Source organism: Streptomyces kebangsaanensis, assembly GCF_001906585.1.
GTDB classification, from domain to species: domain Bacteria; phylum Actinomycetota; class Actinomycetes; order Streptomycetales; family Streptomycetaceae; genus Streptomyces; species Streptomyces kebangsaanensis.
In genome coordinates this window covers 27,640-38,121 of record NZ_JUJA01000152.1, presented here as the reverse complement: position 1 = coordinate 38,121, position 10,482 = coordinate 27,640, and the positions used below count along the sequence as shown (strand labels likewise).

The window sequence follows — 10,482 nt, the reverse complement described above, 5'->3', positions numbered from 1 at the left end:
GCTTGTCCTGGACGGCGGGCAGTTCGAGGACGGAGACGACCCCGCGGCCGTCGCCGGCCGTGCGCAGGAACTCGCTCGTGTCGAACTCCGGCTCGCCGAAGAAGTCCGCCATGCCCTGCGCCTCGAAGGCGGTGAGGGACCGCAGGATCACCCCGGCGGTGGCGGCCGGGAGACCGCCGATGTCCCTCAGCTCCTGCCTGCCCTCGTCGGAGGTGAGGAAGGCGACGACCGCCCTGAGGTCCTTGAGGTCGATCAGCTCCAGGCCCTTGGTGTCGGCGTAGTGGAAGATCAGACCGAGGGACTGCTCCTGCGTCTGGTTGAGCCGGAGCACCTTGGACAGCAGCAGCGGCCCGAAGCTGGTGACGGTCGCCCGCAGCGGAACGCCGTGGCCCGTGCCGCCCAGGGCGTAGAACTCGGCGGGGAAGCCGGCCGGCGTCCACCGCTGGTGGACCTCGGCGGCCCGGGAGCGGACGCGGTCGTCCGCCGTGCCCGGCTCCGAGACCCCGGACAGGTCCCCCTTGACGTCCGCGAGGAAGACCGGCACGCCCTGCGCCGAGAGCTGCTCGGCGATCAGTTGCAGCGTCTTGGTCTTGCCGGTGCCGGTGGCGCCCGCGACCAGCCCGTGGCGGTTCAGCATCGGCAGGGGGACGCGGATCCGCGCGTCGGGCAGGCAGTGCCCGTCCCAGATCAGGGCGCCCAGGTCCAGGGCGGGCCCGGCGAAGGCGTATCCGGAGGCGATCCGCAGGGCCTCCCCCGGGAGCGCCGGGGCGCTTCCCCGAACCTCGCGGGCGGCGGCTCCGGGCATGGTCTCACTGTCACTCATCTCAGGCCCCTGTTCCCGAATCGCCCGGTTTGCTGCGGCATTTCCAGCGTCGCACTCCGGTGGCCGGGCTGCGCCCGGAAGCTCTTGGCCGGTAGGCTTTCCGTGTGATCTTCAAGCGCATCGGAAACGGCCGGCCGTACCCCGACCACGGCCGGGAGAGCACCCGGCAGTGGGCGGACGTCGCGCCGCGCCCGGTCCGCCTCGATCAGCTCGTGACCACCAAGCAGCAGCTCGATCTGGAGACCCTGCTCGCGGAGGACTCGACGTTCTACGGCGACCTCTTCGCGCACGTCGTGAAGTGGCAGGGCGACCTGTACCTGGAGGACGGCCTCCACCGCGCGGTGCGTGCGGCGCTCCAGCAGCGCCAGGTGCTGCACGCGCGCGTGCTCGAGCTGGACTGAGCCGTCCGGGTCCCCGTTCGATAACGGCTTGGACCTTTTGGGTTCTCCTGCGCGGTATCGAATGATCATCTGGTAGGAATCACCGCTCACGCGCACTACGCTGCGCCCATGAGCATGCTGACTCCCCCCGGCATGGGCGGGAAGTACCGGATCACGGGGAACAAGTACCCGCGGATGCGCCGGCCCCACAGGCGCGGCAGGCTCGTGTTCCTCGCCGTCGCCTCCGTGGCGGTGCTCGGTGTGCTCGGCTGGGGCACGCTGCAGCTCATCGACGTCTTCACCGGGGGCGGCAGGAAGGCCTCGGCCGCCGGCGCCAAGGAGGACTGCTCGACGAAGGCGGCGCCCACGGCGAGTCCGTCCGCGGCGAACCCGGCCCGTGCGCTGCCCGAGCCGGGCCAGATCACCGTCAACGTCCTCAACGCCACGCCCCGCGGCGGCCTGGCCAAGCAGACCGCGGACGAGCTGAAGAAGCGCGGCTTCCGCATCGGCCAGGTGGGCAACGCGACCAAGGAGTTCGACAAGAAGGTCAAGGGCGCCGGGATCCTCCTCGGCCCGGCCTCCTCGCTGAACACCTCGCTGCCCGTCCTCGCCACCCAGCTCGCCGGCGCCGAGAGCCGTACCGACGCCCGCAAGGGCGCGGAGGTCGACCTGATCATCGGCACGGACTTCAAGGAGCTGACCCCGCAGGCGGCCGCCGAGAAGGCCCTGGCCGCCCTGAACGCCCCGCAGCCGACGGCCGACACGACGAAGAAGAGCTGCTGAACGGCCGTACGGCCGCGTACAGAAGGCGCTCGGTCCGCCCCTTTCCGGGGGACCGAGCGCCGTACCATCTCGCCGCTCGCGCGGGCAGCCGGCCCCTGCGGCGCCGACCGGCCCCGCGGGTCCTAGTCCGCCGCCCCGTACATCCGGTCGCCCGCGTCTCCCAGGCCCGGGACGATGTAGCCCTGCTCGTCGAGGCGTTCGTCGACCGACGCCGTCACGACGGTCACCGGGGCGCCCGCCAGGTCGCGTTCCATGACCGCGACGCCCTCGGGAGCGGCGAGGAGCACCACCGCGGTCACGTCGTCGGCACCGCGCTCGATCAGCTCCCGTATCGCCGCGACCAGGGTGCCGCCGGTGGCGAGCATCGGGTCGAGGACGTAGACCTGGCGGCCGGAGAGGTCCTCCGGCATGCGCGTGGCGTACGTCGAGGCCTGCAGCGTCTCCTCGTTGCGGATCATGCCGAGGAAGCCCACCTCGGCGGTCGGCAGCAGCCGGACCATGCCGTCCAGCATGCCGAGCCCGGCCCGCAGGATCGGCACCACCAGGGGCCGCGGGCGGGCGAGCTTGACGCCGGTGGTCCGGGCGACCGGCGTGTCGATGTCGACCTGTTCGGTGCGCACGTCCCGCGTCGCCTCGTAGGCGAGCAGGGTGACCAGTTCGTCGGCGAGCCTGCGGAAGGTCGCGGAGTCGGTGCGCCGGTCGCGCAGCGTGGTGAGCTTGTGGGCGACCAGGGGGTGGTCGACGACGTGGAGACGCATGTGCCAACAGTAACCGGGCCCCGAATCCGCCCGCTCCCTGCCGTCGCCCCGGCCACCCCGGCCGCAACCCCGCCGTCGTGCGCTGTTCGTGCGCTGTTGTGGCATCAAGCTCCCGTCCGAGGGAAAGTGGGAGGGACGGACTGGAGTGGTGAGCCAATGCCTGACCGGGAATCACGCAAGAATCCGTCGCCGCACGCACAGCCGGAGACGGCGGACACGCCGGAGACAGTGAACGCGCCGGAGACGACGGGCACGCCGAAGACGATGGACACACCGGAGACGGTGAACGCGCCGAAGACGGCGGACATATCCGAGACCGACAGCGAGCGCCGGCGCCGCCGGGCCCGCTTCCTGCGCGAACTCGCCGAGGCACGCGCCCTGCGCGACCGCGTCCAGCCCCGCCGCGCCAAGACCGCCCGGCTGCGGCGCGCCATGCGCATGCGCACGTTCCGCTGGTAGGCGGGACACGCGCGGAAGACACGCGGGAGGAGCGACACCCGCGCGGACGCCCGGGCGGTGGACGTGCGTGGACGCCGGGGAAAACCCGCGTACGATCCGGGTGCGGCGGCGACGACTGCGCTGATGGGTCCTTCACCGACGTACCGACGAAACCGCCGGACACAGGGAGGCGAAGACGTCCCCTGAAGGCATTGTTTCTGCCACGATTCCGAGTGGGCGGGACTCGGAGCCCAGCTCTCTCCGCCCAGAACCTCCGCCGGGGGGACCCCCGACCGGCACACCTATGACCAGTGGGAGAGTCACGGTGTACTTCGCCGCACTGCTCGCGCGCACCGAAGACGGGTGGGAAGCGAGCGACACAGAGCTCGACGACGTGGAGACGCTGTCCGACCTGGCCGACCTGGCCCGGGAAGCCTCGGCCGACGACGACACGGTGCTCGTCCTGATCGAGCAGGAGGACGCGTGGTTCGGCGTCGTCCGCGTGGAGGGCGAGGACGACCCTCGTATCTACGTCTCCGACGCCGCCGCCGCCGCCCGCAGTTCGTACGGCGAGATCCTGCTCACCGACGAACTGCTCGGCCGGGAACCCGGCGACGACGGCCCCGACCTGGACTCCCTCGACCTCGACGGCACGGAGGACGGTGAACCGGCGTCCGCCGAGGACGACGAGGAGCCGGTGTCCGCCGAGGCCCTCACGCACGGCCCGCTGGGCGACGGCGGGATCCTCGACGACCTGGGCGTCAGCGAGAAGGAGCTGCGCACCCTGGACGCGGAGGACGCGCTGAACGCGATCGCCGACGCCCTGGGCGCCTCGGAGGTCCTGGAGACCGTCCGCTGACCGGGCCGGGCGCGCCGGGCACGAGCAGGACGCCGGAGGCGGCCGGGGTCCCGGACCCGGTGCGCGACCGCTGGCGGGCCGCGATGCTGCTCGCCCTGGACGAGGCCGGGCGGGCCGTCCGGGGCGGGGACGTCCCCGTCGGCGCCGTCGTGCTGTCCGGCGACGGTACGACCGTGCTCGGCGCCGGCCACAACGAGCGCGAGGCCACCGGCGACCCGACCGCCCACGCGGAGGTCCTCGCCATCCGGCGGGCCGCCGCGAGGACCGGGCAGTGGCGGCTGTCCGGCTGCACGCTGGTGGTCACGCTGGAGCCGTGCACGATGTGCGCCGGCGCGATCGTCCTGTCCCGCGTGGACCGGGTGGTCTACGGCGCCCGCGACGAGAAGGCGGGCGCGGCCGGCTCCCTGTGGGACGTCGTACGGGACCGGCGGCTCAACCACCGGCCCGAGGTGATCGAGGGCGTCCTCGCCGACGAGTGCGCCGCGCTGCTCACCGATTTCTTCCGCGGCCGCTGAGCCCGGTCGCCGGGGCACGCGGGAAACGGATTTCGGGCCACGACCCGGCGTGCTGTAAGGTCTCCCTCGGTAGCGTGTCCGAGCGGCCGAAGGAGCTCGCCTCGAAAGCGAGTGTGGCGCAAGTCACCGTGGGTTCAAATCCCACCGCTACCGCTCGAGAAGGGCCCCGTCCACCGGACGGGGCCCTTCGTGCGATCATCTACAGCGCTCGGCCCGGTACGGATCTTCGGCAGGGCAGGCCCGCGCCGGGGCAGCCGACGACAGGACAACCAGCGACAGGGGGAGACCGCGATGGCGGTGCATGCCAAGAAGATCGCCGTCCTTGTGCTCGTGATCTTCGCGCTGTACGTGATCATCACCGATCCCCCCAAGGCGGCGAGCTACGTCCAGATAGGGTTCCAGGGCATCTCGGACGCCGCCAAGGCCATCGGCGACTTCATGACGTGGGTCGCCAACGGAGGAGAGTCATGATCCGCCACCTGGTCCTGTTCAAGCTGAACGAGGGCGTCGAGCGCGACGACCCGCGCGTCGTGGCCGGCGCGGAGGCCTTCCGCGCCCTCGGCGGCCGGATCGACGAGCTGCGCTTCTGGGAGTGCGGCTGGAACGTCAGCGACCGGCCCATCGCCTACGACTTCGCGATCAACTCGGCGGTCGAGGACACCGACGCCCTGCGCCGGTACCTGGAGCACCCGGCCCACCAGGCGGGCGTCGCCCAGTGGCGGGAATTCGCCACGTGGGTGATCGCCGACTACGAGTTCTGACGGCCACACATTTCTCAGCCGTACGGCCGTATGGCCGCACGGCCGGTCCCGCACCGGAACGGCGCGGGACCTTTGCGCGTCTTACGCGTCATTTCACCCCTCAACACGTGAGTATGTGGTGCTTGAACCCCATGCAGCTGTCTTGTGATGCTATGACCGCTTTTGCTGGATGAGTTGATCGACGAAGAGGTGGCGTTGACCGTGTCGGCCAGGACTACGCCGCCCCCGGAGGGAGCTTCCGCCCAGACGGCCGCCCCTGCTGCCGCCCCGCCCCCGGAGAAGCGGCGCGGCGCCGACACCCGGGCCCTCACCCAGGTGCTCTTCACCCAGCTGAAGGGGCTCGAACCGGGCTCATCCGAGCACGCCCGCGTGCGCGGGGCGCTCATCGAGGCGAACCTTCCGCTCGTACGCTACGCCGCCGCCCGCTTCCGCTCCCGCAACGAGCCGATGGAGGACGTCGTCCAGGTCGGCACCATCGGGCTCATCAACGCCATCGACCGCTTCGACCCGGACCGGGGCGTGCAGTTCCCGACCTTCGCGATGCCGACGGTCGTCGGCGAGATCAAGCGCTACTTCCGCGACAACGTCCGCACCGTCCACGTCCCGCGCCGGCTGCACGAGCTGTGGGTGCAGGTCAACAGCGCCACCGAGGACCTGACGACCGCCTTCGGCCGCTCCCCCACGACCGCCGAGATCGCCGAGCGGCTGCGCATCACCGAGGACGAGGTGCTCTCCTGCATCGAGGCGGGACGCTCGTACCATGCGACCTCCCTGGAGGCGGCCCAGGAGGGCGACGGGCTGCCCGGACTGCTGGACCGGCTCGGCTACGAGGACCCGGCCCTCGACGGCGTCGAACACCGCGACCTGGTCCGCCACCTCCTCGTCCAGCTCCCCGAACGGGAGCAGAGGATCCTGCTGCTGCGTTACTACAGCAATCTCACCCAGTCGCAGATCAGTGCGGAGCTCGGCGTCTCCCAGATGCACGTCTCCCGGCTACTCGCGCGTAGCTTCCAGCGGCTGCGATCCGCAAACAGGATCGAGGTGTAACCGGCACGGGCGAATCGCCCACCCGGGCGGTTCCCGACACCTTCGGCCCGAAAAGCCGTCAGACCCCTTCTTTCCAGGGCCGATTCGCGTCTCGGATGTCGACAAGTCCCTACAGCGCGTTGCCGACATGTGACATTCTGCGGGAAGCGCGTTTGCCGTGGCTCCGGCTCCGGTATCTCAGGTGAGGACTGCGTTCTTCTCTTCGGAGGGCGCGGTCGCGACCGTCCCGCGACCCAAAGGGGGTGGCATGTCCGCAGAACAGGGCAGCTCCAAGGTGCTGACGCTCACGAAGAGCGAGACGCCCTCCCCGGCGCTCGAGCCGATCGACGCCCTCGACGATGTGGTGGCCCTCGAGGCCGCTCCCGCCACGGCTCTTCCGGCCGCTTCCGCCCCGGCCTCGCCGGACTCGGAGACCATCGACACCCGCACCCTGTCCCGCTCCCTGTTCCTGCGGCTCGCCGCACTCGACGAGGACAGCCCCGAGCGTGCCTACGTCCGGGACACCCTGATCGAGCTCAACCTCCCGCTGGTCCGCTACGCGGCGGCCCGCTTCCGCTCCCGCAACGAGCCGATGGAGGACATCGTCCAGGTCGGCACGATCGGCCTGATCAAGGCGATCGACCGCTTCGACTGCGAGCGGGGCGTGGAGTTCCCGACCTTCGCGATGCCGACGGTCGTGGGCGAGATCAAGCGCTTCTTCCGCGACACGTCGTGGTCGGTGCGGGTGCCCAGGCGCCTGCAGGAGCTGCGCCTGGCCCTGACGAAGGCGTCCGACGAGCTCTCCCAGAGGCTCGACCGCTCCCCGACGGTCACCGAACTGGCCACCGTCCTCGGTGTGTCGGAGGAGGACGTCGTGGACGGCCTCGCGGTGGGCAACGCCTACACCGCCTCCTCGCTGGACTCCCCGGCCCCCGAGGACGACGGCGGCGAGGGCTCCCTGGCGGACCGCCTCGGCTACGAGGACACGGCGCTGGAGGGCGTGGAGTACCGCGAGTCGCTCAAGCCCCTGCTGGCCAAGCTGCCGCCCCGCGAGCGGCGGATCATCATGCTGCGCTTCTTCGCCAACATGACCCAGTCGCAGATCGGCGAGGAGGTCGGCATCTCGCAGATGCACGTCTCGCGGCTGCTGACGCGGACTCTCGCACAGCTGCGGGAGGGACTCATCTCGGACTGAGCCGTTCGGGCCGGCTCTTCCCCGTCAACGGGGTGTCAGCCACCATGGCACGCTGCCATGGTGGCTGCTTTCCCATATTCCTGATCGCTCTACTTGAGCGCGAGCCAGGCGACGGCCGCGACGATCGCCACGGCGACGACGACACCGACGATCAGGCCGACGCGCGGGCCCGAGGAGGCCTGCTGCTGCCCGCCCTGGGGAGCCTCGTCGACGAACGCGCGGAACATCTGGGTGCTGCCGGCGGGGTCGTAGTTGCCCTGGGGGCCCTGGGTGTTAGCCATGGCCCGAGACCCTAGCGAAGACTCTGGACACTTGCCCACGTGGGGGGCTTGTCCAGCGTGCTTGAGGCACACCGGAGTTGGTGTGGCCGGCCCCGGGGGCTGCCACCCCCGGACTCCCGATTCGGCCCGGGCGGCCTCGTCCTCGAACGCCGGACGGGCCGATTGCACCGGTCTGGGCTGAACAGTGATCGTCGGCGACCTTCACATCCACCATCACCTGCGGGTTTACGCTCGCCAATACTTGCCTTTGCCAAGTTTTTGCGCCCCCACCCCCCGATTTGTTTGCCTGCAGCAACCAACCGCTCATATCGTTGCCCGAAGCAACGAATACGGGAGGTGTGATGGCGGAGCAGGCGCAGTACGAGGAACTGGCGCGTCAGCTCAGTGCCGTCGGAGTCGTGAAACGGGGCATGGGGCGGACCCTGCCGCCCGACTGCCCGGCCGGCTCGGCCGCCGTGCTGACCCTGCTCGGCCGCCGCGGGGACATGCGCATGAGCAAGCTCGCCGAGCTGCTCTCCGTGGACATGTCGGTGACCAGCCGGCATGTCGCGCATCTCGCCGCGCGCGGCTGGATCGAGCGGTTCCCGGACCCCGCGGACAAGCGTTCGCGCATCCTGCGCCTGACGCCCGCCGGGGTGGACCTGCTCGACGAGCTGTACCGGCGGACCACCCATCTGCTCGCCGAGCGGCTGAGCGACTGGAGCGACGACGAGGTCGGCCAGCTCATCCGGCTGATGACACGCCTGCGCGCCAGCTTCGGCGAATGCCGGTCCACTCCGAACCGGCACCCCGCACCCCTGGGGCCCGGGTCCCGGCCGGACCCGGGGCCCGCCCCCAAGACCACCCGTACACCCGCAAGCACGTAAGAAAAAGGAAGCCCATGGCAACGACCACACCAGCCGGTGTGCGGGCCCACGCCAAACACGGGGGAGGCTCCTCCAGCGGCGCTCCGATGACGCACCGGCAGATCATGGAGGCGCTCTCCGGGCTGATGCTCGGCATGTTCGTGGCGATCCTGTCGTCCACGATCGTCTCCAACGCCCTGCCGGAGATCATCGGTGACCTCGGGGGAGGCCAGTCCGCCTACACCTGGGTGGTCACCGCCGCCCTGCTGTCGATGACCGCGGCCACTCCCCTGTGGGGCAAGCTCGCCGACCTCTACAGCAAGAAGGCGCTCGTCCAGATAGCGCTCGTCATCTTCGTCCTGGCGTCGGCCTGCGCGGGCCTGTCGCACAACCCGGGCATGCTGATCGCCTGCCGCGTGGTGCAGGGCATCGGCAGCGGCGGTCTGGCCGCCCTCGCCCAGATCATCATGGCCGCGATGATCTCCCCGCGGGAGCGCGGCCGGTACTCCGGCTACATCGGCGCCACCTTCGCCGTGGCCACCGTCGGCGGCCCGCTGCTCGGCGGTGTCATCACCGACACCTCCTGGCTCGGCTGGCGCTGGTGCTTCTACGTCGGCGTGCCCTTCGCGGTGATCGCGCTGATCGTCCTGCAGAAGACCCTGGACCTGCCCGTGGCCAAGCGGAAGGTCAAGGTCGACTGGACCGGCGCGTTCCTGATCTCCGCCGCGGTGTCGCTGCTGCTGGTCTGGGTCACCTTCGCCGGTGACAAGTACGACTGGCTGTCGTGGCAGACGTACACGATGGTCGCCGGTTCGGTCGTCCTCGGCGCGCTGTTCGTCCTCGTCGAGGCCAGGGCGAGCGAGCCGATCATCCCGCTGCGGCTGTTCCGCAACCGCACCATCACGCTGGCGTCGCTCGCCTCGCTGTTCGTCGGTGTCGCGATGTTCAGCGGGACCGTGTTCTTCAGCCAGTACTTCCAGCTGGCCCGGGACGAGTCCCCGACCATGTCGGGCGTCCTGACCATCCCGATGATCGGCGGCCTGTTCGTCTCCTCCACCGTCTCCGGTCAGCTCATCACCCGTACCGGCCGCTGGAAGGGCTGGCTGGTCGGCGGCGGTGTGCTGGTCACGGCGGGGCTGGGCCTGCTCGGCACCGTCCGGTACGACACGGACTACTGGAAGACGGCCGTCTTCATGGCGCTGCTGGGCCTCGGCATCGGCATGATGATGCAGAACCTGGTGCTGTGCACGCAGAACCAGGTGGCGCCGGGCGACCTCGGCGCGGCCAGCTCCACGGTCACCTTCTTCCGCTCCCTGGGCGGTGCGGTCGGCGTCTCCGCGCTGGGCGCGGTGATGGCCCACCGGATCACCGACTACGTCAAGGACGGTGTGGCCGGCCTTCCCCCGAAGTACGCGGCCGCCCTGTCCGGTTCCGGCTCGGCGAGCGACAGCATCCCGGACATGGACGCGCTGCCCGAGCCGCTGCGCACGGTCATGGAGAGCGCCTACGGGCACGGCATCGCCGACATCTTCCTGATCGCCGCCGCGCTGGCCGCGGTCGCCTTCCTGGTCTCGCTGTTCATCAAGGAGGTCCCGCTGCGGACCCAGGGCGCGCTGGCGCAGGCCGCCGAGGAGGAGACCGCGCCGGTGGACCCGGCCGCGGCGCCGGTGGTGGCCGAGGCCCGGTCCCCGCAGCCCGCGGCCGTCGCCGCGGAGACGTCCGGTGCCGGACAGACGCCCGGTCCCGCCGGGGAGCGGGTGCCCAGCTGGGCGGTGGCCGCCTCCGCCGAGGCCGGTCCCGAGGGCGCCGCCGTGGCGG

General features: G+C 70.9%; 14 protein-coding genes and 1 tRNA gene. 12 read left to right on the top strand and 3 right to left on the bottom strand.

The window, feature by feature from the left end:
* On the bottom strand, nt 1-823 hold an 823-nt coding region (locus RH94_RS44505), incomplete at its 3' end, for a helicase HerA-like domain-containing protein (protein WP_234426025.1).
* 104 nt (nt 824-927) lie between these two features.
* Here RH94_RS44505 and RH94_RS24880 point away from each other — a divergent pair.
* On the top strand, nt 928-1,224 hold the full coding sequence (locus tag RH94_RS24880; protein WP_004943146.1) for a type II toxin-antitoxin system VapB family antitoxin: 297 nt from the start codon (nt 928-930) through the stop codon (nt 1,222-1,224).
* A 132-nt stretch (nt 1,225-1,356) separates the two neighbouring features.
* Nucleotides 1,357-1,986 (top strand): LytR C-terminal domain-containing protein, encoded by a 630-nt coding sequence (locus RH94_RS24875; protein ID WP_073950116.1) that lies wholly within the window; start codon nt 1,357-1,359, stop codon nt 1,984-1,986.
* A gap of 122 nt (nt 1,987-2,108) precedes the next feature.
* On the opposite strand, the gene upp is transcribed toward RH94_RS24875, so the two are convergent.
* Nucleotides 2,109-2,744, bottom strand: coding sequence for a uracil phosphoribosyltransferase (gene upp, locus RH94_RS24870; RefSeq protein ID WP_073950105.1), 636 nt, complete (start codon nt 2,742-2,744; stop codon nt 2,109-2,111).
* Nucleotides 2,745-3,008: 264 nt separating this feature from the next.
* Here upp and RH94_RS24865 point away from each other — a divergent pair, with 264 nt between their 5' ends.
* From RH94_RS24865 to RH94_RS24830, 8 genes are all read left to right on the top strand, one after another.
* Entirely contained in the window at nt 3,009-3,203 is a 195-nt protein-coding gene (locus RH94_RS24865) for a hypothetical protein (RefSeq protein WP_073950115.1), read from the top strand.
* A 304-nt stretch (nt 3,204-3,507) separates the two neighbouring features.
* Complete coding sequence (locus RH94_RS24860) at nt 3,508-4,041, top strand: tRNA adenosine deaminase-associated protein (RefSeq protein WP_073950104.1); 534 nt, start codon at nt 3,508-3,510, stop codon at nt 4,039-4,041.
* A gap of 83 nt (nt 4,042-4,124) precedes the next feature.
* Nucleotides 4,125-4,556, top strand: coding sequence for a tRNA adenosine(34) deaminase TadA (gene tadA, locus RH94_RS24855; protein WP_234426030.1), 432 nt, complete (start codon nt 4,125-4,127; stop codon nt 4,554-4,556).
* A 68-nt stretch (nt 4,557-4,624) separates the two neighbouring features.
* Nucleotides 4,625-4,709: transfer RNA gene (locus tag RH94_RS24850), tRNA-Ser, on the top strand.
* A 138-nt stretch (nt 4,710-4,847) separates the two neighbouring features.
* The gene (locus RH94_RS24845; RefSeq protein ID WP_073950102.1) at nt 4,848-5,027 is read left to right on the top strand and encodes a hypothetical protein; all 180 of its coding nucleotides are present in this window, start codon (nt 4,848-4,850) and stop codon (nt 5,025-5,027) included.
* Nucleotides 5,024-5,317, top strand: a complete 294-nt coding sequence (locus tag RH94_RS24840) for a Dabb family protein (protein WP_073950101.1) — start codon at nt 5,024-5,026, stop codon at nt 5,315-5,317. Before RH94_RS24845 ends, RH94_RS24840 begins: the two co-directional genes overlap by 4 nt.
* 162 nt (nt 5,318-5,479) lie before the next feature.
* On the top strand, nt 5,480-6,364 hold the full coding sequence (locus RH94_RS24835; RefSeq protein ID WP_073950100.1) for an RNA polymerase sigma factor SigF: 885 nt from the start codon (nt 5,480-5,482) through the stop codon (nt 6,362-6,364).
* Nucleotides 6,365-6,611: 247 nt separating this feature from the next.
* Nucleotides 6,612-7,538: an RNA polymerase sigma factor SigF gene (locus RH94_RS24830; protein ID WP_073950099.1), complete on the top strand. Its 927-nt coding sequence runs from the start codon at nt 6,612-6,614 to the stop codon at nt 7,536-7,538.
* Between the two features lie 89 nt (nt 7,539-7,627).
* On the opposite strand, the gene RH94_RS24825 is transcribed toward RH94_RS24830, so the two are convergent.
* Nucleotides 7,628-7,819, bottom strand: coding sequence for a hypothetical protein (locus tag RH94_RS24825; protein WP_073950098.1), 192 nt, complete (start codon nt 7,817-7,819; stop codon nt 7,628-7,630).
* A 341-nt stretch (nt 7,820-8,160) separates the two neighbouring features.
* Here RH94_RS24825 and RH94_RS24820 point away from each other — a divergent pair, with 341 nt between their 5' ends.
* Both RH94_RS24820 and RH94_RS24815 read left to right on the top strand, forming a co-directional pair.
* Nucleotides 8,161-8,685 carry a MarR family winged helix-turn-helix transcriptional regulator gene (locus tag RH94_RS24820; RefSeq protein ID WP_073950097.1) on the top strand — a complete coding sequence of 175 codons (525 nt, stop codon included), beginning with the start codon at nt 8,161-8,163 and terminating at the stop codon, nt 8,683-8,685.
* 14 nt (nt 8,686-8,699) lie between these two features.
* The coding region (locus RH94_RS24815; RefSeq protein ID WP_234426024.1) for an MDR family MFS transporter at nt 8,700-10,482 on the top strand (1,783 nt) is incomplete at its 3' end.

Bases quoted from the DNA above. Each gene is read 5' to 3' on its own strand.
- RH94_RS24845 (WP_073950102.1), top strand. From the start codon at position 4,848: ATGGCGGTGCATGCCAAGAAGATCGCCGTCCTTGTGCTCGTGATCTTC.
- RH94_RS24840 (WP_073950101.1), top strand. From the start codon at position 5,024: ATGATCCGCCACCTGGTCCTGTTCAAGCTGAACGAGGGCGTCGAGCGC.
- RH94_RS24875 (WP_073950116.1), top strand. From the start codon at position 1,357: ATGGGCGGGAAGTACCGGATCACGGGGAACAAGTACCCGCGGATGCGC.
- RH94_RS24825 (WP_073950098.1), bottom strand. From the start codon at position 7,819: ATGGCTAACACCCAGGGCCCCCAGGGCAACTACGACCCCGCCGGCAGC.
- RH94_RS24830 (WP_073950099.1), top strand. From the start codon at position 6,612: ATGTCCGCAGAACAGGGCAGCTCCAAGGTGCTGACGCTCACGAAGAGC.
- RH94_RS24865 (WP_073950115.1), top strand. From the start codon at position 3,009: ATGGACACACCGGAGACGGTGAACGCGCCGAAGACGGCGGACATATCC.
- tadA (WP_234426030.1), top strand. From the start codon at position 4,125: ATGCTGCTCGCCCTGGACGAGGCCGGGCGGGCCGTCCGGGGCGGGGAC.
- upp (WP_073950105.1), bottom strand. From the start codon at position 2,744: ATGCGTCTCCACGTCGTCGACCACCCCCTGGTCGCCCACAAGCTCACC.
- RH94_RS24820 (WP_073950097.1), top strand. From the start codon at position 8,161: ATGGCGGAGCAGGCGCAGTACGAGGAACTGGCGCGTCAGCTCAGTGCC.